At 65.3% G+C, this 22,422-nt stretch carries 21 protein-coding genes and 1 pseudogene; 15 read left to right on the top strand and 7 right to left on the bottom strand.

Annotation, left to right across the window (positions count from 1 at the left end; genetic code table 11):
- Window positions 1–19: 19 nt before the first annotated feature.
- Window positions 20–1,296: pseudogene (locus GTV32_RS04225) on the top strand (acyl-CoA dehydrogenase family protein).
- Here GTV32_RS04225 and GTV32_RS04220 read toward each other — a convergent pair.
- Window positions 1,287–2,129: an alpha/beta hydrolase gene (locus tag GTV32_RS04220; protein WP_161059075.1), complete on the bottom strand. Its 843-nt coding sequence runs from the start codon at window positions 2,127–2,129 to the stop codon at window positions 1,287–1,289. The pseudogene GTV32_RS04225 and the gene GTV32_RS04220 sit on opposite strands and share 10 nt — an antisense overlap.
- Window positions 2,130–2,444: 315 nt before the next feature.
- Here GTV32_RS04220 and GTV32_RS04215 point away from each other — a divergent pair, with 315 nt between their 5' ends.
- From GTV32_RS04215 to GTV32_RS04200, 4 genes are all read left to right on the top strand, one after another.
- A complete protein-coding gene (locus tag GTV32_RS04215) occupies window positions 2,445–3,227 on the top strand; it encodes an alpha/beta hydrolase (protein WP_161062325.1) in 783 nt (260 codons plus the stop codon).
- Between the two features lie 74 nt (window positions 3,228–3,301).
- A complete protein-coding gene (locus tag GTV32_RS04210) occupies window positions 3,302–4,279 on the top strand; it encodes a hypothetical protein (RefSeq protein ID WP_161059074.1) in 978 nt (325 codons plus the stop codon).
- A gap of 5 nt (window positions 4,280–4,284) precedes the next feature.
- Window positions 4,285–5,247 (top strand): helix-turn-helix domain-containing protein, encoded by a 963-nt coding sequence (locus GTV32_RS04205; protein WP_161059073.1) that lies wholly within the window; start codon window positions 4,285–4,287, stop codon window positions 5,245–5,247.
- An 11-nt stretch (window positions 5,248–5,258) separates the two neighbouring features.
- Window positions 5,259–6,215 carry an AraC family transcriptional regulator gene (locus GTV32_RS04200; protein WP_161059072.1) on the top strand — a complete coding sequence of 319 codons (957 nt, stop codon included), beginning with the start codon at window positions 5,259–5,261 and terminating at the stop codon, window positions 6,213–6,215.
- Between the two features lie 20 nt (window positions 6,216–6,235).
- On the opposite strand, the gene GTV32_RS04195 is transcribed toward GTV32_RS04200, so the two are convergent.
- Window positions 6,236–6,820, bottom strand: a complete 585-nt coding sequence (locus GTV32_RS04195; protein WP_161059071.1) for a universal stress protein — start codon at window positions 6,818–6,820, stop codon at window positions 6,236–6,238.
- A gap of 171 nt (window positions 6,821–6,991) precedes the next feature.
- Between GTV32_RS04195 and GTV32_RS23990 the strand changes: the two genes are divergently transcribed.
- Both GTV32_RS23990 and GTV32_RS04185 read left to right on the top strand, forming a co-directional pair.
- Window positions 6,992–8,188 (top strand): histidine kinase, encoded by a 1,197-nt coding sequence (locus GTV32_RS23990; protein WP_161059070.1) that lies wholly within the window; start codon window positions 6,992–6,994, stop codon window positions 8,186–8,188.
- Window positions 8,188–8,886 (top strand): response regulator transcription factor, encoded by a 699-nt coding sequence (locus GTV32_RS04185; protein WP_161059069.1) that lies wholly within the window; start codon window positions 8,188–8,190, stop codon window positions 8,884–8,886. The genes GTV32_RS23990 and GTV32_RS04185 overlap by 1 nt, the downstream gene beginning before the upstream one ends.
- A 20-nt stretch (window positions 8,887–8,906) precedes the next feature.
- Here GTV32_RS04185 and GTV32_RS04180 read toward each other — a convergent pair whose 3' ends face one another.
- On the bottom strand, window positions 8,907–10,004 hold the full coding sequence (locus tag GTV32_RS04180; RefSeq protein ID WP_161059068.1) for a DUF2235 domain-containing protein: 1,098 nt from the start codon (window positions 10,002–10,004) through the stop codon (window positions 8,907–8,909).
- 134 nt (window positions 10,005–10,138) lie between these two features.
- On the opposite strand from GTV32_RS04180, the gene GTV32_RS04175 reads away from it, so the two are divergent.
- The gene (locus GTV32_RS04175; RefSeq protein ID WP_161059067.1) at window positions 10,139–10,501 is read left to right on the top strand and encodes a MaoC family dehydratase N-terminal domain-containing protein; all 363 of its coding nucleotides are present in this window, start codon (window positions 10,139–10,141) and stop codon (window positions 10,499–10,501) included.
- 13 nt (window positions 10,502–10,514) lie between these two features.
- Window positions 10,515–10,985 carry a MaoC family dehydratase gene (locus GTV32_RS04170; RefSeq protein ID WP_161059066.1) on the top strand — a complete coding sequence of 157 codons (471 nt, stop codon included), beginning with the start codon at window positions 10,515–10,517 and terminating at the stop codon, window positions 10,983–10,985.
- On the opposite strand, the gene GTV32_RS04165 is transcribed toward GTV32_RS04170, so the two are convergent.
- Window positions 10,970–11,464 (bottom strand): SRPBCC family protein, encoded by a 495-nt coding sequence (locus GTV32_RS04165; RefSeq protein ID WP_161059065.1) that lies wholly within the window; start codon window positions 11,462–11,464, stop codon window positions 10,970–10,972. The genes GTV32_RS04170 and GTV32_RS04165 overlap by 16 nt on opposite strands.
- A 132-nt stretch (window positions 11,465–11,596) precedes the next feature.
- Here GTV32_RS04165 and GTV32_RS04160 point away from each other — a divergent pair, with 132 nt between their 5' ends.
- Complete coding sequence (locus tag GTV32_RS04160; protein WP_161062324.1) at window positions 11,597–12,451, top strand: SDR family oxidoreductase; 855 nt, start codon at window positions 11,597–11,599, stop codon at window positions 12,449–12,451.
- Between the two features lie 14 nt (window positions 12,452–12,465).
- Here the strand turns inward: GTV32_RS04160 and GTV32_RS04155 are convergent, their stop codons facing one another.
- From GTV32_RS04155 to GTV32_RS04145, 3 genes are read right to left on the bottom strand one after another with little or no spacing between them, the layout of a single operon-like run.
- A complete protein-coding gene (locus GTV32_RS04155; RefSeq protein ID WP_161059064.1) occupies window positions 12,466–12,813 on the bottom strand; it encodes a rhodanese-like domain-containing protein in 348 nt (115 codons plus the stop codon).
- Window positions 12,814–12,873: 60 nt separating this feature from the next.
- Window positions 12,874–14,376 (bottom strand): MFS transporter, encoded by a 1,503-nt coding sequence (locus GTV32_RS04150; protein ID WP_237421479.1) that lies wholly within the window; start codon window positions 14,374–14,376, stop codon window positions 12,874–12,876.
- A gap of 31 nt (window positions 14,377–14,407) precedes the next feature.
- Window positions 14,408–15,523: an alpha/beta hydrolase gene (locus tag GTV32_RS04145; RefSeq protein ID WP_161059063.1), complete on the bottom strand. Its 1,116-nt coding sequence runs from the start codon at window positions 15,521–15,523 to the stop codon at window positions 14,408–14,410.
- 91 nt (window positions 15,524–15,614) lie between these two features.
- On the opposite strand from GTV32_RS04145, the gene GTV32_RS04140 reads away from it, so the two are divergent.
- The 5 genes from GTV32_RS04140 (at window position 15,615) to GTV32_RS04120 (ending at window position 22,349) form a co-directional block, all read left to right on the top strand.
- On the top strand, window positions 15,615–15,899 hold the full coding sequence (locus GTV32_RS04140; RefSeq protein WP_161059062.1) for a metalloregulator ArsR/SmtB family transcription factor: 285 nt from the start codon (window positions 15,615–15,617) through the stop codon (window positions 15,897–15,899).
- Entirely contained in the window at window positions 15,896–16,303 is a 408-nt protein-coding gene (locus tag GTV32_RS04135) for a VOC family protein (protein ID WP_161059061.1), read from the top strand. Before GTV32_RS04140 ends, GTV32_RS04135 begins: the two co-directional genes overlap by 4 nt.
- Window positions 16,304–16,768: 465 nt before the next feature.
- The gene (locus GTV32_RS04130; protein WP_161059060.1) at window positions 16,769–18,229 is read left to right on the top strand and encodes a DUF3375 domain-containing protein; all 1,461 of its coding nucleotides are present in this window, start codon (window positions 16,769–16,771) and stop codon (window positions 18,227–18,229) included.
- Window positions 18,226–19,008 carry a DUF4194 domain-containing protein gene (locus GTV32_RS04125; RefSeq protein WP_161059059.1) on the top strand — a complete coding sequence of 261 codons (783 nt, stop codon included), beginning with the start codon at window positions 18,226–18,228 and terminating at the stop codon, window positions 19,006–19,008. Before GTV32_RS04130 ends, GTV32_RS04125 begins: the two co-directional genes overlap by 4 nt.
- The gene (locus GTV32_RS04120) at window positions 19,005–22,349 is read left to right on the top strand and encodes an ATP-binding protein (RefSeq protein ID WP_161059058.1); all 3,345 of its coding nucleotides are present in this window, start codon (window positions 19,005–19,007) and stop codon (window positions 22,347–22,349) included. Before GTV32_RS04125 ends, GTV32_RS04120 begins: the two co-directional genes overlap by 4 nt.
- Window positions 22,350–22,422: the final 73 nt, after the last annotated feature.

Here is a 22,422-nt window from a genome sequence, read left to right as displayed (position 1 = left end):
CGACCAGAAGGATGACCCCATGGATTTCGCGCTGCCCGAGTCATTGACCGACTACCTGGCCGAACTCGACGCGTTCATCGACGCCGAGATCGTTCCCTTGGAGCAGGCCGATGACAACGTCCGATTCTTCGATCATCGCCGCGAGGATTCGCGCACCGATTGGGAGCGGGACGGACTGCCGAGTGCCGACTGGGAGGCCCTGCTCGGAGAGGTGCGGCGACGCGCCGACGCCGCGGGGCATTTCCGTTACCCGTTCCCCCGGAGTTCGGTGGGCGCGATGGCTCCAATCTGTCGATGGCGGTCATCCGGGAGCATCTCGCCGCCAAGGGCCTCGGTCTGCATTGCGATCTGCAGAACGAACACAGCATCGTCGGTAACAACATCGGCCTGCTGCTGATGCTGGAGTACGGGTCACCCGAACAGCGTGACGAATGGGTCGAAGGCCTGGCGTCCGGTCAGAAATTTTTCGCGTTCGGCATCACCGAACCCGAGCACGGATCCGACGCCACGCACATGGAGACCGTTGCGGTCCGCGAGGGCGACTCCTGGGTGATCAACGGGGAGAAGACCTGGAACACCGGCATCCACGCCGCGCACCGGGATATCATCTTCGCCCGGACCAGCGGCGACGCCGGTGACGCACGCGGCATCACGGCGTTTCTGGTCGACCCGGCATCTGAGGGGTTCACGGTGGAGGAATACCTGTGGACGTTCAACATGCCGACTGACCACGCCCACATCTCCCTGCGCGACGTCCGGGTCCCGGACTCGGCAATCCTCGGCGAAGAAGGGCGTGGGCTGCAGATCGTGCAGCACTTCTTCAACGAGAACCGGATCCGTCAAGCGGCCGCGAGCCTCGGTGCCGCGCAGTATTGCATCGACAGAGCGGTCGCGTACGCCAACGAGCGCTCACCTTTCGGCCGCAAACTCTCCACGAATCAGGGGATCCAGTTTCCGCTCGTGGATCTCCACACCCGGGCCGCGATGCTCCGGGCACTGGTCCGCGAAACGGCGTGGAAGATGGACACCTACGGTGCGTTCGCGGCGTCGCAAGAGGTCTCCATGTGCAACTACCAGGCCAACCGGTTGTGCTGCGACGCGGCAGATCAGGCCATGCAGGTGTTCGGTGGACGTGGCTACTCGCGGCACGAACCGTTCGAGCACATCTATCGCCACCATCGCCGGTACCGCATCACCGAGGGTGCCGACGAGATCCAGATGCGCCGGGTTGCCGGATATTTGTTCGGTTTCATGTCCGCCGGCGCACCCAAGGGCGTCGGTACAGCTCAGGACTGACGCGGCGAGGACGCGGTCGGCTCATCGAGTTGGGAGTGCGCCCAGGTGAGCGCATGATCGGCGACCGCCTCCCAGCCGGGTTCGGCACAGGTCCAATGCGACCGACCCGGGAACTCGTGGAAGTCGGTGACAGCCGACGACTTCCGGTAGTGACGGGCATTGGACCTGTTCACCGACGGCGGCATGATGTGATCGGCCCCGCCCGCGATGAAGAGCAGCGGCGCGCGATCGTCTCGCGAATAGTCGACCGCGGTCTCGAGATGTCGCGGCGTCAAATTCGCGAAGACCCCGTAACGCCACACCCACGCCCCGGGTGCGGGGATCGCATACCGGTCGTAGGCGGCCCGCGAATCCTCATCGCTCAAGGTGTTGGTGAACGCGTACTGGAACTGCTCATGGGTGAATCCTGCTGCCTTGTGACGACTGGAAGGGCGCTTGAGGATCGGGAACAACGACTTCAACTGCGACGGAGGGTTCACGAGCACGCCTTCGGTGGGTGCCGAGTCGATCACGACCGCGGCCGCACCGAGCCCGCGGTCGACCAGCAGCTGGGTCAACGCGCCGCCGAACGAATGTCCGATGAGGATGGGCGGGCTCGGTAGCGATTCGATGATTCCCGCCAGATGGTCGACGGTGTCGTCGACCGTCAGGTCGGCGATCACGTCCGGGTTCTCCCGCAGCGCCTCCACCTCGATATCGAACCCGGGATAGGCCGGGGTGAGCACCCGCAGCCCCTTGTTCTCGTAGTAGGGCACCCAGTGTTCCCAACTGCGCGGTGTCATCCACAATCCGTGGATCAGCACAACGGTGTCGGGGGAGGACGAAGATGTCATGTTCTGCTCCGAAGATGTTCGCCGATAAGGGGATTGGACGATCTCCGTCCGGTTGTCCGTCACGATATCGGCGCCGCTGCAGCAGAACCTGGCTGACTGTGCACACTTTTGTGCTCTGCCAGCACGACCACTGGTGGCCGGTGCGAACGGCGCGCACAGTCCGACAGCGCCATTCACAATGAGATCTCACGTAGCTGCTCCTGCGGGCCGGCTTCAGTGCCGCGTCGGTCCACCACGAAAGGTGTTCAGGTCATGCCGTCCACAGTTCTGCCACGTCGGTCGCCTCGGGTGTTGCTCACGCGTGCCGCGGCCGCCATGATCGTCGTCCTCGGTGTCCTCGGTCTGGGCGCCGGACCGGCCGCCGCGGTCCCGCCGCCACCGACGATCGTCTTGGTGCACGGCGCATTCGCGGATGCAACCGGCTGGCGCGACGTTGCGGACACACTGAGAGGCCAGGGCTATCCGGTCCAGACCTTCGACAACCCGCTGCGCGGACCGGCCCACGATTCGGCGCTTCTCGAGAAGCAACTCGCCGGCATCAGAGGGCCGGTGGTGTTGGTGGGACATAGTTATGGCGGCGCGGTCATCACCAACACTCATGATCGCGACGTGGTGGCCAACGTCTACATCGCGGCGTTCGCACCGGCGCGGGGCGAATTCGTCCAAGGACTGCTCAACCCGCTGACCTATCCGGGCAGCCGATTGCTCCCGCCTGCGCTGCAACTGAAGATCGTCGACGATCCCACCGGCCCGGGAGGCAAGAACCTCGACGGATACATCGCGCGCCCGTATTTCCGCGACATCTTCGCCCAAGACGTCAGCCCCGCGACGGCCGCTGACATGTTCGCCCATCAGAAGTCGGCCGCGCTCAGTGCCAATCTCGAACCGTCGGGCGATCCGTCGTGGCGCACGGTACCGAGCTGGTACCTGGTGTCCAGACAGGACCGCGTCATCCCGCCCGCACTGCAACGATTCATGTCCTCACGGGCCGCACAGGGTCGGACGAGTGAGGTCGACGCGAGCCATGCGTCTCTGGTCTCTCGCCCGGGCGCCGTGGCGGCTGTGGTGCTCAGGGCGGCCCGCGCATCTCAACAGTGATCGCCCTCGAGCGGGCTGCGCGTTCCGGTCTCTCCGGATCGCGTGTGGCCGGTTTCGGCCGGGGAGGATGATTCGTGGTCGTCGTATTCGATACCGCCGACGTCGTCCCCGATCTGCGGATGGACGCCACGATCGCGGAGTTCCAGCAGCAGTCCTTTCCGGCCCGCGTCACGTTCGATCCCCCCGGTGATGTCTCCGCCGTGATGGAGCTGTGGCAGTACGGAACCGTCAGTGTGTTCCGCGCGCAGACGACCGGTCACCGGATGTCGCGGACGTCGTCACATATCCGGCGCGGGCCCACGGACATGTTGGCGATCGCGGTACAGGAGAAGGGGGTATCCCACCTCGACCAGCATGGGGTCCGGCAGGATTGTCACCCCGGCGATCTGATGGCCGTCGATCTCGACGCCCCGTACACGGCGGGATGGCACGGCATCGGGGCCGCTCGCAGCATCCGGGTATCGGCGCAGGATGCCGGTGTACGCCCCGGCGAGTTGTCGGAACTCGGCCATCGTCTTCGCGCGAGTCCGCTCCACCGCGTCCTGGCGCGCCACATCGTGCGGCTGTGCGTGCCCGGTCCGGTTCCCGACTCCCGAGCCGAGGATCTGGTCGGTGCGGCGAGCACTGCACTCGTCCACGGGTTGTTCGCCACGGTGCGCGAGCCAGCCCATCGAATCCGGCCGGACGCACTGATGGCCATGGTCGCCGACTTCGTCCGCAGTCATCTGACTGATCCGGACCTGTCGGTCGGCATGATCGCGGATAATCTACGGGTGCCTGTCATCGAGCTCCGGCAACTCGCAACCGATGCGCAGTTCGACGTCGATCGATGGATGCTGGCAGAGCGACTCCGGATGGCCCGCGCCCTCATGGCCCGGGAAGGACGTGAGTTGCGTCCGGGTCAACGCAGATCCCTGGGGTTCGTCGACCGGAGACACTTCGCCGAGGAGTTCTCCGCCGCCTACGGACTCTCACCACAGGAATGGCAACAGATGACGGTCGATGAGCGCGTCGCGGACGACCGATCGGGAGATGATTCGGGGCAACCATGACAGTCGTGTTCAGCACCGAGGGGCTTTCCCCGACCGATCGGGTGGAAGCGACCTGCGTGGCCATGCAGGAGCAATCGGTGCCCTCGACGGTTCGTCTCGACAACCGCACCGAAGTTCGCTCACGCATGGACGTCTGGACATATGGGGACGCCAGTATCTTCCGGGCGGAGATGACCGGCTTCCGGCTCATCCGCACGCAAAAGCAGATCGCCACCGGCCCCGGGGAGATGCTGGCCATCGCGATGCACGAGAGTTGTGTCGGCGAGCAGGAGCAGTACGGGATTCGGCGGACGGTCCGGCCGAACGAGCTGATGCTGATGGATCTCAACTCTCCGTACGACTACCGGCTCAACGGGATCGGTGCGTCCCGATGCCTCCACGTGCCGATCGACGCCGTCGGACTGCCCCATGAGGTCATGAGGTCGGCCGCCGATCGGTTGCACGCGAGTCCCGTCGCCGCGATGATGGTCGACTACATCTCGCAGTTGACGGTGCACGCGGAGACGTTGACATCGAGTGTCGCTGCTCGGTCGCTGGGAGAGGCCGGCATCGAACTCGTCCGCACCCTGGTGGCGTCGGCGTACGACATCGACTACGCGCGCGGGGCGATGGCCGAGATGTTGCTGCCGCGCATCCGTTCTTACGTGAAGCAGCATCTGGGCGATCCGCAGCTCGGGCCGCAGTCGATCGCGACCGCGCACGGCATCTCGCCGCGCCATCTGTTCAAATTGTGCGCCGCGGCGGACTTCAGCCTTGAGCAATGGATCATCGCCGAGCGACTCGCGCGAGCCCGCGACGATCTGGCGAGGCCCGAGCTGGCATCGGCGACGGTGTCGGCCGTTGCGCGGCGTTGGGGCTTCGCCAACGATTCGCACTTCAGCAGGCGATTTCGGATGATGTACGGCTTGTCGCCGCGCGCATGGCGACAGGTCAGCTCATCGGTCCCGGCCGACCGTTCCGACGGGTAACGGGTCCCCACATGGTGTTGCTGCTCGATACGGACACCGTCGATGCCGGCGCTGTGATCGCGGAACTGCACAACGCTTTCCGTGTGGCCGGCACCGCTCCGGGATTGACCATCACCCCGTTGACGCCACACCGAGTGTTCCGAGCACGGGTCAGCGGCTGGACCGTCGGTGACGGAACGTCACTGATGCACTTCGAGGCGGATCCGATCGCGCTGGCCGTCACCAACTCTCGCCTCCGCGCCTGTCCGGTCGACCGGGTGGCAGTCGTCGCGGTCTCACCCGGGTCGTGGAGTCACCGTCAGCACGGTGTCGTCGCGACGGTCGATTCCCGAGTCGCCACCCTGTTGATCGTCGACCAGGCGGCCCCATACGATTTCCGCCGTGTCGATCGCGGCGAGTCGACCGTCGTCCACGTCGACACCGGCCTCCTCAACCTTCCGCCTTCGGCGATCCGGAAGGCCGTCCAGAGGCTCCGGCCGTCGAGCCACCTGTACCAGCTGTACCTGTCGTTCCTCGGCGAGTTGCGCGAGGTCGCGGAGACGAACCCCGAGGTGCTCTCCGAGCTGAACTCGACAACGATCCTCCTCACGCACGCACTGATTCTCGATGCCGCCGCCGATGCCCCCGGTGAGCCGTCGAGCGCATCGGCCGACATCATGCATCGGGTCCGAAGCTACATCGAGCGGAACATCACCGACCCCGAATTGTCTGCGGCGTCCATCGCTCTGGCCCACAACATCTCGGTACGCACGCTCTACAAGGCCTGGCAGGGAACTGATCCGGGTCTGCACGACTACATCATCGGCCGGCGGCTGGAGCTGGCACGCGATGCACTCCTGGACCGCTCGCAGCTGACCGTGGCCGCGGTCGCCCGAGCGCACGGATTCACCGACCCCACCCACTTCGCGCATCGCTTCCGGGACAGGTACCAGGTCAGTCCGCGGGATTGGCGACGGATCAACAGCTGACTGACCGCGCTCGGTAGCGGTCACGCTCCGACGGCCCGTCCGATGGTTTGCGGTGCGAGGGTTCGGACGACGCGTCGGGCACGACGGGACCGCACCAGACTGATGTGGGTGTCGCCGTTCGTCGCGAACATGCCGACGTGGTCCGGAAGCGCCTTCGCGATCCGACGTACCTGACTCGTCGGCCGGTCGTCGCGCATCCCCACCACCACGTGCGCTGCCTCGAACTGGCTTGCGGCACGGCTGATCACCGTCACCGGATCTCCCACCACCGCGATCGCGGTCGCCGGCTCGATTGAATGTGCGTGCACGGCCTCGACTCCGCGGCGGATCAGCTCGTCTGTCGACGCCCGATCCGACAGCAGGTAAGCCTCGGATTTCAGGGCGTCGTGCATGGCCGTCGTCGATCGAGGCGGACGAAAGGGCCGGACAGCACAGATGAGAGCGATGCGGGCATCGGCCTCCGCCGTCCTCAGTACTGCGTCGAGCGCCCGGACCGACACCGGCGATCCGGTGTAACCCACGATGATCCCGCCGCGACCAGGCAGCCGGTCGATCGACGTCGTAGCACGCCTGTGCGATGGACGGAAGATCTCAGATGTGGTCATGGCTCTCACCTCTGTTCGTCACGGACCTGCTCTGACCTCTGCAATCGACGCTACGAAACCGTCGTCGCGATAACCGCATGCCGAAGGCGGACCCGTCCTCCATCCGTGGGTGGAGCCGCGGCTCCAACCGGAGTTCGATGAATGAACACGTCGGCGGCCTATCCTTTTCATGTGTCGGTGACGTCATTGGCCGCGGCTGTCCGCCGCCGGATCGAGTTGGCGGGTGATGGGTACCCTCCGCTCTATCCGGCCGTGACACTCGCCGGCTCAGCCGGGCTGACCATCGCCGCGGTCGTACAGCGGTTGCCTTTGGAGCCGCCGTGGTGGGCGCTGCTCGGGGCCGCGATCGCGACGCTGTCGCTGATCGTGGATATCTGGATACCGACGAAGATGGCCTGTGCCATCCTCGCTGCGGTTGCCGTGGCGCTGATGCTGATGGATCCGGTGCCCGTGGATGTCGCACCGCTTCTCCTCGCCCTCATGACCGCGATAGCTGCGGCGATGGAGTCGCTGCGTCGCGGACTGGCGGTGGCGGCGTTGTCGGTGGCCGTCGTCGTGGTCGGCAGTCAAACCGGGCACCTGCAATCACCGACGGTGTATGTTCTCGCGATCCTGTGCGGATGGCTCGTGGGATACATGATCCTCTATCAGAAGTTGCTGTCCCAGAATGAGTTACGTGACCAACAGACGAGATCGGAGCGTGCGGCCAGCGAGGAACGTCGTCGCATCGCCCGCGAAGTCCACGACGTCATCGCGCATTCACTGTCGATCACGATGCTCAATGTCACCGGCGCGCGGCGCGCGCTGCAGGAGGGCGCCGACGGAGAGGCGCTGGAGGCGCTCGAGGATGCCGAGCGAATCGGACGACAGGCCATGACCGAGATCCGCTACATCGTGAAAGTCCTTGGCTCATCGGATGATTCGTCCGCACCAACGCCCAGAGCGCGCGACATCGACCAACTGGTGGACGATTTCCGCAAGGCGGGTGTGGCAGTCAGCTTCGACGTGAACGTGGACCTCGAGTCCATCCCCGCGCCTCTCGGGGCAGCGCTCTACCGGATCACCCAAGAGTCGTTGGCGAATGTGGTGAAGCACTCGCGCAGTCACACCGCGACGGTGACCTTGACCGCCGATCCCGACATCGTGCTGTGCGTCCGCAACCCACATTCGCCTCCGGCACCGGGTCGCTCGTCTCCTGACGGATCGGGCACCGGCGGATCGGGCACCGGCGGATCGGGTATCGACGGGATGAAGCAGCGTGCACAGTTGCTCGGCGGTGTCGTCGACGCCGGTGGCCATCAGAAGGCCTGGGTGGTGCGCGCCGCCTTCCCGGGCCACCTCGACGACGCGGTACGGCAGGCCGGCTGATGACGACCGCACGCCCGCCGGCGGGTGATCCATCCGGTATCCGCGTGCTCCTCGTCGACGACCAGGAACTCGTGCGGACGGGCCTGCGTCGAATCCTTCGGGTCCGCGACGGTTTCGACATCGTCGGCGAATGTGACGACGGACGTGACGTTGTCGAGATGGTGGCAGCGTGCGAGCCGGACGTCATCCTGATGGACCTCCGGATGCGCCATGTCGATGGGATCACCGCTACCGCCACAGTCCGCACACTTCGCAAGCCCCCGCCGGTCCTCGTGTTGACGACCTTCGACGACGATCAGTTGCTCTCCGGCGCCCTCCGGGCCGGTGCGGCCGGTTTCATCCTCAAGGACTCACCTGCCGAGGCGCTGATCTGGGCGGTACGGGCCGTGGTGCGAGACGGCGCGTTTCTCGATCCCGCCGTGACCGAGCGGGTGCTTCGCGGATTTCGCCGAGCCGTGCCCGAACCCCGGGAGCCCGCCGACACTGGTCTGACCGATCGCGAACTCGACGTGTTGCGTCTCATGGCGCGCGGACTCACGAACGCCGAGATCGGGTCGACGCTGTTCATCTCCGAAGTCACGGTGAAGAGCCACGTCAATCACATCTTCACAAAATTGGACCTGCGCGACCGGGCGGCGGCGATCATCTACGCCTTTGAGAACTCACTGGTGATGCCGTCCGGTGGCAGGGAGGGCTGACCAGGCGCGCCCGGTCTTGCTCAGTCGGGCAGGCTCGGGCGATACGGCACCTGATCTCCTCGGGTCGCGTCGATACGGACCCGCACGCTGGGATGCACATGATCACCGGTGCGGATCACGCGGGGACGCCACCCACCGGCCAGCCGCCACCAACCCGAGTTCGGCGTGATCGGCCCGAGGGCTCGGTCATCGGGAAGCGGTGCGCCCCAGGGAACATGTAAGAGTCGTCGGTACGCCCTCTGGTCGACGAGCAATCCCGCGGCATGCGCTTCGCCGACCATCCATGCGAGCGTGACATCGGGTAGTCGGCTCGCGTCCCGACACTGGCCGCCGACGTCGCCGTGCACCCCCGGGAACCAGACCTCCTCGACGTCGCCCCCTGCCGTGTCGGCGAAGCGGTATTCGGCGAACGGACGCCGTTGCTCGTCGATCGCCAGAGCGTGACGGGCCGTCTCGACGTTGGCGATGTTCGCGGTGAACGGCCAACGGGCGACCTCGAATCGCGCACGTAGATTGAGCCAGCCCACCGATTTCACGGTGTCCCAGACACCGAGAAAGCGGATCTGCTTGCGGTTCTGGAAGGGATTCGGGAAGTCCGGGTTGCCGAATTGCTTACGGAAGTTCTCCCGCAACCGCCAGAACTCCCGGACGCTCGAGTCGGATGCCGTGCCTGCGTCCGTCGGGCCACTCTTCACATAGAGCTTGAGTGCATACGGCACGAGGTTCAACGCATCCCCGTGCAGCAGGCCGACCGTGCGCAGCATTCCGGTCAGGGCCCGAGCGGTGTAGGCGCCACGCGAGAATCCGAAGACGAAGATCTGATCACCTGGGCGGTATCGCTGACAGAGCCAGCCATAGGCCTCCTCGATGTTGTCGCGAATTCCATACCCGGCGACCATCCCGGCCGCGCGCGTCGCGCCCCGGCCGATCCTTGTCACCGCCGCGCGCGAGCCCATCGTGCCGACACCTGGGTCGTAGTACACGAGCTGCCGGTGGTCTTTGACGGCGACGTCGAACATCCGGGCCACGTTGGTGAAGCCCGTCTCGGGTTCATTGGTGGTTCCATCCAGACATACAACGAGATTCCGGGTGGGAGTGTCTGCATCCGTGTCGGTCACCGAACTCCTCTGTTCGCCACCATCGCCGGGAGACAAGGCTACGGCACCTCGGTCACGGGTTCGTCTGTCTCGACGATTGGCAAGCCGACCCGCGTTCGTTAGCGTGAAGCATGGCAAGAGAGCTCGTAGAGGGAATGACCTTCACGACCCCCGAAGTGATCGTGGTCGACGACGAGCTCCTGGCCGGCTTTGCGGATGTGCTCGGATCGAATTCGGCGGATTTCGGCCTTCCGGTGGTATTCAGTGTCACCACCGAGTTGGCCCATCAGGCCATGCAGTCTGGGACGGTGCCCACCGACGGCATCGTCCACACCTCCGAATCGCTGCGGCTGCGCCGCGAACCGCGGCTCGGCGACCACCTCAGCGGACTCTTGACGGTGGAAGAGATCCACCGGCGTGCGGGAGCGACCCAGCTCGTCGTCCGCAGCGACATCGTGGCGGACGGCGAGAGTTCGCCGATCGCGGTGACGACTTCCACCCTCACCTTCCGAAGCTAGGCGGCGATCCACGATGGCCCAGGTTCCCACCCCCGTCGAACCGGTCGACCCGGGGCAGCAGCTGTGGGAAACGACCGAAGAGATCACCATGGATCGAGTCCGCCGGTACGCACGAGTGTCGGGTGATCGCAACGCCATCCACATCGACGCCGCCGCCGCGGCGGCCGCCGGGTTGTCGGCACCGATTGCTCATGGACTCCTCATCCTGGGTATCGTGGTCCGCCACGCCGACGACTGGGTCCGTGACCGCGGTGGCCGGATCACCGGATGTGACACGCGCTTCGTCCGGCCGGTCTACCTCGGCGACGAACCGGTCACGCTGTACGTGACCGCGCACCTCGTCGGAGCCGGGCACATCGCCGCCACTGCATCTGTTCTCGACGCGGATGGATCGACACAGAGGGCGATCCTCCGCCCGATCCGGATCTCGTACTCGGACGGTCGCCCGGACGATGTCAGCGCTGACCGTCAGCCCCGCGGCTGATCGGAGGTGACGACGCGTCGACCTTCGCCGTCGACGGCCGCCGCGGCCGCACGCATGTCGGCCCGCAATGCGAACGGCGCCAACGTTTTCAGCGCCACAACGGGCGGTGCGAGGAGCGCCGGGACGGTCAGGAACGCCTGAGCCCGCACATGTGTACGACCGTCGGATCCCGACTCGACCGCAAGAGACAGACTCGCATCCACAAGCCACCACCGACCGATCTCGCGCCAACGGCGGGGTGGCGCGCACTCGACGACCTCGAGGCGCGGGTGCACCCACGGCACGAGCGTGATGTCCGTCCACGACGTACCCGTGTCTCCGGGCCGCTGTCCGACCGGGGCCAGATCCGCGACCCGGCGCAGACTGGATTGCCATTCATGACGTGTCCCGGGATCCACCAGATACGCGAATGCCACCTCCGGTGACGCCGCGAACGGCACGGTCACATCCGCTATCCGCACACGGTGGGTCCACGACATCTGCCATCTCCTGATCGGTGCAGTGAGTGTAGTCCCGTCGGCGAGCGGGCGGCCGGTCCGCGCCGAACGAGACGACTCATCCAACCCGCCAGATCGTAGAAATAGAACGTGTTCTAGTATCTGGGCGTGACGATGACAGGGAAGTCCGTACTCATAACCGGCGGTGGAAGCGGGATCGGCGAAGGGGTGGCAAAGGTCCTTGTCGACCACGGCGCGAAGGTGACGATCGTCGGCCGGTCCCTCGACAGGTTGGCGGCAGCGCAGGAGCGGCTCAACCGGGACGCTCCGGCCGGCGCCGGCGTACATGCGCACGCCGCGGACGTCACCGACGAACAGCAGGTCATCGCGGCGGTCGCCGCGGCGACCGAGTTCGGAGGCGGCCTCGACGGCGTCGTGGCGTGTGCGGGCGGCAGTGAGACGATCGGCCCGCTGACGCAGATGGACACAGATGCCTGGAAACGCACCGTCGATCTCAACATCAACGGGACCATGTTCACTCTCAAGCACACCGCGCGTGAGCTGGTGCGCTCCGGCGGGGGATCGTTCGTCGCCATCTCGTCCATAGCCGCCAGCAACACCCATCGATGGTTCGGCGCTTACGGCGTGACGAAGTCCGCGGTCGATCACATGGTCGCCCTCGCGGCCGACGAACTCGGATCCAGTCGGGTCCGGGTCAACGGCATTCGACCGGGACTGATCAAGACCGATCTCGTGACCGCGGTGCTCGACGATCCGCAGCTGACCGAGGATTACCGAGTGTCCACACCGATACCCCGGATCGGCGAGGTCCGCGACATCGGCGAGCTGGCGGCCTTCCTCCTGGGCGAGGGGTCCACGTGGATCACCGGCCAGGTGATCAATGTGGACGGCGGCCAGATGCTTCGTCGCGGACCGGATTTCAGCTCCATGCTGGAGCCGCTGTTCGGGGCCGACGGCCTCCGTGGCGTCGTCGCGCAAGACCAGACCGAGGCGGCACCGGAAGCCTGATCAGCGCCGTCGTGTCACGACGGCGACCGCTTCGTGCCCTGCAGGTCGCCTCCGGCGGCCCGCCAGTCGATGAGCCCCTTGGTCATGTTTCTGGCCTCGAAGCCGAACTCGAGCAACATGTTCGCGGCACCGCCCGATCGGAGCCCGCCCGTGCAGAACGTGATGAGGAGCCGGTCGTCGGGCAACTCCCCGCAGCGGTCGCGCAATTCCTCGAGCGGGATATGGATCGATCCGGGGATGTGGTTCCGATTCCACTCGAACCGGCGGCGCACATCGACGATCAGTGCGCCGTCGGCAATCAACCGGATCGCTTCCGCGGCAGAGACTGCCGGCGCGTGTCTCAGGTAGTGACGAACAGCCATGGACGGAAACCTCTTTCGAATCACGCGACAGCGTGGACCAGATCCTGGCCGGCGATAGCTTCAGTTATTCTGAAGGTCCGGATCGGCGCTTGTCAACATGGCCGCTCCCGACGGTCTCCGCCCAGACGCTCGGTGGAGCGGTCGCACGGTCGTAACAACCGGCCGCGGCCCGTAGGGGAACGCCGCCATCCCGGCTGCCACTGTTGCGGATCCCCACCGCCGACACGACGCCCCCGCGATGAACAGCACAGCAGTGATGAGGACCGTGCGATGAAACCCGGCGTTGTCGAGCACCCCACCCGCGATGATGCCGGTACAGGCGACGGCCACGAGCCCGGAAACGCGTGAGATCGCGTTGTTGATGGCCGAACCGATGCCACTCTGATCCCTGCTCACCGCAGCCAGGACCGCGGACGTCAACGGTGTGACGGTGACCGACAGCCCCAGGCCGAAGAGGACCAGGCCCGGCAGCATCTGCCACCAGAAGTTGAAATCGCCGTTGGTGGTCAGCATGAGCAGGTACCCGCAGCCGGCGATGATCGGCCCCGAGGTCATGAACAGACGGGGACCGTAACGCGCCGAGAGAGTGCCCACCGGTCGCGCGATGAAGAACGACAGCAGGGGAACCGGCAGTGTCGCGAGACCTGCTGCGAGGGCCGAAAAGCCCGCGACCTCCTGGAGGAAGAGTGCGGTGATCAACGATCCCATCGATACACCCGCGTAGATGAACGTCGTCGCGAGGTTGCCGACGCCGAAATTGCGCACGGTGAACATCCGTAGCGGGATCATCGGGTGGTCCGTGTGCGATTCCCGCCAGCCGAGACCGGCAAGGCACAGCACTCCGAGGACGAGGGAGACTGCCACAGCTGGATTCGACAGTCCCAGGCGCTGTACCTCGATCAGGGCATAGACGGTCCCGGCGAGACCCCCTGCCGCCAGCACCGCGCCCGTCACGTCGATCACGGTGTCTCTCGCTGGGCGCGGCACTTCGGCGAGCCGCATCGAGAGCACGAGGGTGACGACCACCGGGAAGACGTTCACGGCAAAGATCCACCGCCAGTTCCACGTGTCCACCAGCACCCCACCGAGGAGAGGTCCGACCACGAAGGCGGTTCCGGTCCAGGCCGTCCAGGTTCCGATCGCCCGGGGCTGATCGTCGGACGAGAACGCCGAGTTGATCAGGGCCAATGAGCTCGGGACCAGCAGCGCCGCACCCACCCCCTGGACGCCGCGGCCGATGATCAGGATCAGGTCGGTCGGCGCGAGTGCACACATCACCGATGACAATCCGAAGATCAGGAGCCCGAGGCGGAGCACCGGGAGACGACCGAACGCGTCGGAGATGGAGCCCGCGACCAGGATCAGCGCCCCCAGCGTCAACAGGTAGGCGTCCACGACCCATTGTTGGGTGGCCAGGCCGCCGCCTAGATCTCCGGAGATCGCCGGCAGCGCCAGATTGACCACCGACCCGTCGAGAAATGCAACGAATGACGCAAGTATGGCGACGGCCACGACCGGGCCCCTCGAGGACCGATCGGTGGGCACACCGGCGCTGGTCGCCATTGCTTCCGCCTGTCACGTGTCTCGGAGACGGTCAGTGTGTCTGTTCGGCCTCGGGGTCGGGGGTGACGTAACGACCGGCCAACTCGTGGAGTGCTCGGAACACCCGCCGCGACGACTCCGCCCACGGCATGAGGATCGGAAAGACATGGAACATCCCGCGTTCCTCCATCGCATGCACCTTGACTCCGGCGGTCTGCAGTTCCTGGGCGAACTCCCGGATCCCGTCGCGGAACATCTCATCGGAACCCCAACACACGAACGTGGGCGGAAACCACTCCGGATCAGGTGCCGAGTGCACCGCCGACACCCGCTCGTCGTTCGGCTGCACGCCGTGCAGGTAGGGCGTGACAGGGACATTCCACGGGAGGATGTCGAGATGTGCGTTCTCGGTGATCGACGGATGGTCGAGGTCGAGATCGACCTCGGGCGAGAAGAGGGCGAGCGCCGCAGGCTTCGGCTTCGAGTGGTTGTGCAGGTAGGACACCAACGACGCCGCCAGTCCACCGCCCCCGGAGTCGCCTGCGATCACCAGGTGTTCGGGGTCGACGCCTCTGTCCAGTAGGCCCTGGTAGACGTCGGCGGCGTCCAGCACACCTGCGGGGAAGGGGAATTCCGGCGCCATCCGGTAATCGGCGATGAAGACCTCGTACCCCGTGATCCCGACCAGCGACGCAGCGAACGCCGAGTACATGATGGGCGACGTTCCGATATAGCCGCCCCCGTGCAGGTACAGGATGGTCGCACCGATGGTCTCCTTCTCGTCGGAGTCATCGACAAACGCGTCGGAACTGGCCTTCGCACGACACCAGATCCCCGGCACGCCGCCGATCGTGTCGTCGGCGATCTCCACACCGTCGATGATCCCGACGAACGGTGGGATCACCGCGAGGCAGATGTCGTCGAGGATCTTTTCCATGGACCGGAATTCTTCGATCGGCAACCCCGTCGAATAGCCCATGAAAGACCTCACCACCTGGCGCGTGACGGATTGGCCCAGGTTGTCGAGCAGGCCACCCGGCCCCTGCCACGGACGCCGGAACGGGACGCGCGCCAGCCCGTTGAGCAGACTTTCCGCGAGACCCATCACGGCCAGCGCGGTCACCGGTCCTGACGCCGTCTCCACCTCCGGACGATCAGCCATCACCATGAGGCCCATGCTAGTGGGCACACGCGATGGACCGCCGCGCGTGAGTTACCCACCCTTGATAGGCAAGTAACAACTTGCCTATAGTGTTCGCATGGCCGATGTGTTCCGAGCTCTCGACGATGAGACGCGGCGTCTCATCCTCGATGAACTCGCCGCGAGCGACGGCCAGACGCTCTTCGAGATCTGCGCGCTGCTGACCACACGGCACGACCGCAGTCTCACCCGGCAGGCGATCTCCCAGCATCTCGCGGTGCTCGAGTCCGCGGGGCTCGTCGCCACCGAGCGTCGAGGACGATCCAAATTCCACTACTTCACCCCGGAGCCGCTGGCGCAGATCGCGCGTCGGTGGCCCGCCACAGAAAGGCGTGATCGATGAGAATCAACCTCACGAGCGTGTTCGTCGACGACCAGCGGGCCGCCCTGGCCTTCTACACCGATGTGCTCGGATTCACCAAGCACCATGACATCCCGGTGGGCGACAACAATTCTTGGCTGACGGTGGTGTCACCCGAAGCCCCCAACGGACCCGAGCTGCTCTTGGAACCCTGCGGCCACCCCGCAGTCCAGCCGTACCGGGATGCTCTGGTGGCCGACGGGATACCGCTGATCCAGTTCGCGGTCGACGACGTGGAAGCCGAACACACGCGACTGAGCGGCAAGGGCGTGGTTTTCACGCAACCGCCGACCGATGTCGGCACCGCAATGATCGCCGTCTTCGACGACACCTGCGGCAACCTGGTCCAGCTGGTGGCAGAGAAGCCACCTGCTGCCGACGTCTGACGGCGGGCAGCTGTCATTCGGTGAGACGGTCGACCTATAGCTTCTGACACTTCTCATGTTCTGTGACATGCCACGTGGCCCATTGCTGTACGAACTCGACCTCCACCGATCTCCCCGAGAAGTGCTCGGCGACAGCACCTTTGCGCAGTGTCGGCCTTCACCCCAACACAATCCGCGCACCATCCCTGGCATCACGACCATCACCGCCATACTCTCGATACGCTCCGAGAACGGTTCGACATCCGATGTGGACCGCTGGACCGGCACTCGGCGGCGACCTGAGTGGCGCCGATCACCCCTCAAGCGAGACTCGAGGATGTTCACGTCAGTCCGTCCTGGGTCCGAGTCTGACCTGCACAGTTGAGCCGAAGGGCGCGGCGACGGACACGCAGCAACTGAGGTGACGTCCAGACGTGGCACACTACCTCGGGTCCACCAGTCCCTGTGAGAACCCGTGAGGCGGCGATGGAGAGTGCTGAGCAGCCGACACTGGCTGAGGCGTGGGATGCCAATCGAGGGATCCAGAGATCCGCAGCGGTCCGGCTCTTCGCGGCGACCAACTCGGCACTCTATGTCACGTTGATGGAGCGGCACCTCGACTTCGGCACGCGCTTGTCGGAGACCGACCTGGCAGTGCGACTCGAGCGCGACATCGCCGCCCTCGGCGTCGCCGACCAGCCGAGCGGGCTGGAATTGGTGAAACTGTGGGCCCGGCAGGGATGGCTGCACCGGGTCACGGATACAAGTGTCCGGACGGCTCAGAATCTCTGTTACCTCACCTCCGAGGCCCGCTCGGTGGTCGATTACGTCCGCCGCCGCCGGCGTGAGGACAGCGTTGCCACCGGCGGGTCGATCAACGGGATCGCCGCCGGGCTGCATCGGGTTGCGGGTCAGGTGACCAACGATCCGCGACAGATTCGTGAGGAGATCGAACATCAGATCTCCGAACTCGACGCCGAGCTGGCCGATCTCGACGCCGGGCGGCGCCCTGAGCCGGACCTCCGGGTGGCCGAAGACGAAGCACGTGCGATCGCCTATCAGATGGAACAGATCATCTCCGACATCGGTCAGTACGGAAGCATGCTGGACCGGATCACCACGGCGCTGCTCGACGACCCGCACGACTCGGACCTTGCCTACCGAGATCGCCAGCGACAGATGTTCGACGACTACGAGGCGCTACTCGAATCCTCACAGAGCGCGTCCTACCACGCTTTCAGCCATATGATCCAGGACCCTGAGCAGCGCGCCCGCCTCGTCGCCGACATCGCCACGGTGACAAGGCAACTCCCGGGCATCGACCGCGGTCTCCGATCGGTGATGGACGACTTCTTCGGCCTCGTCACCCAACAGATGGCAGAAGTCGGACGAACCCGTCAGCGGTGTGCGCGACGCATCCGCAGATTCGTCGCGTCCGGAACACTCGAGCAGAGCCGTGGCATGGCCCGACAGCTCAACGATGCGCTGGCGACGGCGAACGACCTTCTGAAGACCTCGCTCGCGGATCGCCGCATCGGCTACGAATTGCCCTTGGCCACACCATCGATCACGTCGGCGGGACGCCTCGCCTTCGAGATCCGGGATCCCGTCCCACCCGCGCCGGCACTGCCGGCCACCGGGGACGCCGATCTCACCACGTTCGCGTCACTGTCGGGTCAGGTCGACACCGTGGAGCTCACGGGAGTGGTGAACGCGGCCGTCGACTCCGGCCCCATCTCGCTGTCGGACGTCATCGACCGCGTCGATGAGCCATACCTCGCACACGTGATCGTGCTGTGGTCGTGGGCTCTCAAGCAGTCCGACACCGCCGATCGGGGTTCGGCATTTGTCCGGTTCCGATCGCTCGAGGGGGAGGACCACATCATCGAGGTCCCGTCACTGATGTTCACCGAACCGATTCCGACCGCGGAGGTCGACCTGCTATGACCGACAACCTCGACGTCACAGGCGGCCGAAGGGGCGGGGGACCGCCCGACGAGTTCGCCGGATACGACGATCTCCCGGCGGTGGAGCGCGGCGATCGCGACGACAGCCCGGGGGCGCCGCGCTTCGACGGCGACGTCAGTGCGTTACCTGATCGTGCGTGCTGGGCACTCCAGAACCTCTTGACCCGCCGGTTCATCAGCGGTGACCGCCAGCCCCAGCTGTGGTCGTGGGTGGCCGAATATCAGGACCCACTGCGTGTCCGGCTGTCCGAGCTGGATCTGCGTCTGCGTATCGTCGACGAACTCGAGGTGGCCTTCGTCGAGCAGGCAGGTTATGAATCACGCTGGGGGAGAAGGATACTCAAGCGCGAGGCGATCCACACCTACGATGCGATCCTGGCCTTGCACCTGGCCAAGTACCTTCGTGCATCCCGAGATGAACAGGTACTGATCACCCGGGAGGAGATCCACGAGTTGTTCGCCGGCGTCACCAACACCATCGACCGCGATCTGGCCCTGTTCGACAAACGCATCGAGCATGCCATCGACAAGATGGACGAACTGGAGTTCCTGCGGAAGCAACGAGATGATCCGGACACCTTCACGGTCAGCCCCGCCATCTCGGCGGTGATGACCGCCTCGGTGATCACCGACCTGCAAAAGCAATTCGAGCAATTCATCGGATCGGGGGAGACCGGCGACGACGCCGCATCCGAGACACTCGAGACCTCCGCGGCGGATCGCGATGAGGACGACGATGACGAAGGAGATGATTGGTGAGCGAGCCGGTCGACCAATATCACCTGTCCCGACTCCAACTGATCAACTGGGGCGTCTTCGACGGATATCACTCGATCCCGTTCAGTCCTTCCGGCTCACTGATCACCGGATCGTCCGGTAGCGGCAAGTCCTCACTGCTGGATGCCATTTCGCTGGCCTTTCTCCCTGATCACCGGCGAAACTTCAACGCTTCGGGGGACGCGACCGCGGCGGGATCGTCGAGCGGCAAACGGACTGTCGGGAAGTATGTCCGCGGCGCCTGGGGCGAACGACGCGATGGGACCAACGCCCACCGCGAGATCATGTACCTCCGCGGAACGGGTCCGGCCTGGGCGGCGATCGCCGTCACGTATACCTCGAGCTCCGGTGTCTCGATCACGGGTCTCGTCCTGAAGTGGCTGGCGGCCGGCAAGATGACCGATGCGCACAGCTCGTACTTCGTCCACGACAGCGACGTCGACATCGTCGACGTCTGTAACACCTGGGCAGGCAACAACTACAACTCGGCAAAGTTCCGCGAACAGGGCTGGCGGGGAGGCCCGGGAGAAGGTAAGTACCTGGCCACCCTGTACTCCCTGATCGGCATCCGTGGCTCCGAGGCCGCCCAGCAGCTGCTGGGCAAGGCCAAGTCGTTGAAGAGTGTTGGTGGCCTGGCCCAGTTCGTCCGCGAGTTCATGCTCGACGAGCCCACCAGCACCGTCGGCATCAAAGACGCCCTCGAACAGATCGACCCACTGGTGGAGGCGCGCGAGCTGCTGGACGTCGCGCGGCGCAAGCGCACGATTCTGGGGAACATCGAAACGCTCCAGGAGAGGTATGCGTCCGAGGCCGCGACATTCACGGTTCTCGACACCATCGACAGCGCCACGGTGCGCGCGTATCTGAACAACCTGCGTCGGCACAACGCCGAACCAGAGGTCGCCGACCTCGACGACCAGATAGCACGCCTCGATGCCGATCTCGCGGCACTGACCGGCCAACACGACCAACTCCGACAGGACCACAGTCACCTGCTGTCGCGAATCGCCACCTCGACAGGCGATCTCGCTCCATTGCAGGAACAGCTCGCGACCGCTCAGAAGGTCAGCAACGAGGCATCGATGCGGCGGAGCGGCTACGAGAACAAGATCTCGGCGCTGGGCGTCAAGCTACCCAACGACGCCGAAGAGTTCTGGTCACTCCGCGAGAGCCTGATGGAGGACGCCACGCAGATCGACGGGCAACTCGAGGCGGGCAAGGCGCATTTCGCCGAGACGTTGGCCCGGGAAGTCGCGGCACGTACCCAACGCGATGCCGCGCAGGAGGAACTCAGCCGTGTCGAGCAGGCGGGTTCGGCACTCCCGCGAGCCGAGCACGAGATGCGCCGGGCGATCGCCAACTCACTACAGATCGACGAGTCCGAGTTGCGCTATGTGGCGGAGATGGTCGAGTTGCATCCTGACCAGGAGCGATGGAGAGCGGCTGTGGAGAAGGTTCTCCGCAATGCCGGTCTACGACTTCTGGTTCCGGACAAGCACTTCCGTGCCGCGCTGCGTTTTGTGAACAGTCACGACATGCGCGGGCGCATCCAGCTACACCATGCCGAGAACCGTTCGGCACCGATCGCGGAGGCCGGGACATTGGCCGCGAAGTTACGCGCGGTCGATCCACAGCATCCTTGTTCGGCCGAGGCGTTCGCCATCCTCACACGGCTGGGGAACTACGTATGCGTCGATTCGCCATCCGAATTCGCCGATCACGCCAAGGCCGTGACGGACCAGGGACTGCGGAAGGACTCCGCAAAGCTGGCGATCAAGGACGATCGCCAGGCGCTGCGCCCGTCACAGCACATCTTTGTCGGCAATGTCGAGTCCAAGATCGCCGCGCTGCGGGATGAATTCGACAACGAGCAGCGCGCCTACGACGCGGCTCGGGAGGCGAGCGCCGAACTGGACCGAGAACGGACCACCCGTCAGCAGCGTCGCGACGACTACCGCCGGGTGTGTGAGCAGTTCACGCAGTGGAGTGAGATCGACACCGACTCTGCCGATGACCGTGTCGATCAGCTGACCGAGCAGTATGAGCTGCTGATGGAAGAACATCCCGACATCGAGGCGCTCCAGCGCAAGGCAGAGGACATCTGGGAACAGGTGCGGTCGGCGATCTCCCAGGCCGCCTTGGTCCGGGACAAGATCGCCACGCACGACCATCGCCGTACCCAACTGCTCGATCTCGTCGATCGGCTCAAGCTCGAAGATGTACCCGCGCAGGCGGAGAAGACCCTCGACGGTTTCCGCGAGGAGACTGCGGCCACCCTCGATGTCCTTGCGCCCGAGCCGTTTCGGCAAGAGTTGATGAAGGCGGTCCTGAAGGACCGCGACCGGATGCGGTCGGACGCGAGACGGTCGCGAGACGAACTCGGCCGCATCGTCGACAGCTACGACGACGAGTTCCCCGATGCGATCCCCAACGACAGTGATGATTTCGACGAGCGTGTCCACGACTATGTCGCATTGAGTCGCCGGATCGACGAACGCGAACTCCCCGCCGCCTACGAGCGCATGCGTCGTCTGATCACCGAACAGGCCCCCGGAGCGATCCTGAACCTGCACATGACCGCCGACGCGGAGGAACGGCGCATCGTCGACCAGATCGAGCGGGTCAACTCCGGCCTCGCCGCCGTCGCGTTCAATCGCGGTACACGCCTGCGCCTGCACCCAGGGCGCAAGAACCTCACCGCGGTCGCGGAACTCACCGAGAAGGCGCGGCAGATCTCGCAACGGACCACGGCCGTGAGCTTCGGCGACGACGAAGCCATCCTCGCGCAGTACGCCGACATCCTGCTGCTGCGTGAACGTCTGGGGGGTACGACACCCGAGGATCGGCAGTGGACCCGTGATGCCCTCGACGTGCGAAACCGCTTCGACTTCTACTGCGAAGAACACGACGCGGTGACCGGCGAGACCATCCGCACCTACAGCAACGCAGGCGACAATTCCGGCGGCGAGCAGGAGAAGCTGATGGCCTTCTGCCTGGCGGGCGCGCTCAGTTTCAACCTGGCGAGCCCACAGGGCGACGACAACCGGCCGATCTTCGCTCAGCTCATGCTCGACGAAGCGTTCTCGAAGTCGGATCCGCAATTCGCGCAGCAGGCGCTGTCGGCATTTCGCAAGTTCGGCTTCCAGTTGATCATCGTCGCCACGGTGCAGAACACCAGCACCATCCAGCCCTACATCGACAACGTCATCATGGTGTCCAAGACGGAGGGGGCCGGCGCCCGTCCGGTGGCGAATGCCATGTCCACGTCCATCCAGACGTTCTCGGACCTGCGCCGGTCGACGGGGGGACGGTTACCGGTGTGAGCGGCTTCGCCACACCCGGGCGACGAGGGATACCCGCATCGGCGGCGTGGCCCGCCACCACGGCGCGCACCCT

Source organism: Gordonia sp. SID5947, assembly GCF_009862785.1.
GTDB lineage: Bacteria > Actinomycetota > Actinomycetes > Mycobacteriales > Mycobacteriaceae > Gordonia.
The sequence above is the reverse complement of the archived record's forward strand: the minus strand, read 5'-3'. Positions and strand labels throughout refer to the sequence as shown.

Excerpts from the sequence above, each read along its gene's own strand:
- GTV32_RS04220 (WP_161059075.1), bottom strand. The coding sequence starts at position 2,129 with ATGACATCTTCGTCCTCCCCCGACACCGTTGTGCTGATCCACGGATTG.
- GTV32_RS04215 (WP_161062325.1), top strand. The coding sequence starts at position 2,445 with ATGATCGTCGTCCTCGGTGTCCTCGGTCTGGGCGCCGGACCGGCCGCC.
- GTV32_RS04200 (WP_161059072.1), top strand. The coding sequence starts at position 5,259 with ATGGTGTTGCTGCTCGATACGGACACCGTCGATGCCGGCGCTGTGATC.
- GTV32_RS04195 (WP_161059071.1), bottom strand. The coding sequence starts at position 6,820 with ATGACCACATCTGAGATCTTCCGTCCATCGCACAGGCGTGCTACGACG.
- GTV32_RS04185 (WP_161059069.1), top strand. The coding sequence starts at position 8,188 with ATGACGACCGCACGCCCGCCGGCGGGTGATCCATCCGGTATCCGCGTG.
- GTV32_RS04175 (WP_161059067.1), top strand. The coding sequence starts at position 10,139 with ATGACCTTCACGACCCCCGAAGTGATCGTGGTCGACGACGAGCTCCTG.
- GTV32_RS04170 (WP_161059066.1), top strand. The coding sequence starts at position 10,515 with ATGGCCCAGGTTCCCACCCCCGTCGAACCGGTCGACCCGGGGCAGCAG.
- GTV32_RS04165 (WP_161059065.1), bottom strand. The coding sequence starts at position 11,464 with ATGTCGTGGACCCACCGTGTGCGGATAGCGGATGTGACCGTGCCGTTC.
- GTV32_RS04160 (WP_161062324.1), top strand. The coding sequence starts at position 11,597 with ATGACAGGGAAGTCCGTACTCATAACCGGCGGTGGAAGCGGGATCGGC.
- GTV32_RS04155 (WP_161059064.1), bottom strand. The coding sequence starts at position 12,813 with ATGGCTGTTCGTCACTACCTGAGACACGCGCCGGCAGTCTCTGCCGCG.
- GTV32_RS04150 (WP_237421479.1), bottom strand. The coding sequence starts at position 14,376 with ATGGCGACCAGCGCCGGTGTGCCCACCGATCGGTCCTCGAGGGGCCCG.
- GTV32_RS04145 (WP_161059063.1), bottom strand. The coding sequence starts at position 15,523 with ATGGTGATGGCTGATCGTCCGGAGGTGGAGACGGCGTCAGGACCGGTG.
- GTV32_RS04140 (WP_161059062.1), top strand. The coding sequence starts at position 15,615 with ATGGCCGATGTGTTCCGAGCTCTCGACGATGAGACGCGGCGTCTCATC.
- GTV32_RS04135 (WP_161059061.1), top strand. The coding sequence starts at position 15,896 with ATGAGAATCAACCTCACGAGCGTGTTCGTCGACGACCAGCGGGCCGCC.
- GTV32_RS04130 (WP_161059060.1), top strand. The coding sequence starts at position 16,769 with ATGGAGAGTGCTGAGCAGCCGACACTGGCTGAGGCGTGGGATGCCAAT.
- GTV32_RS04125 (WP_161059059.1), top strand. The coding sequence starts at position 18,226 with ATGACCGACAACCTCGACGTCACAGGCGGCCGAAGGGGCGGGGGACCG.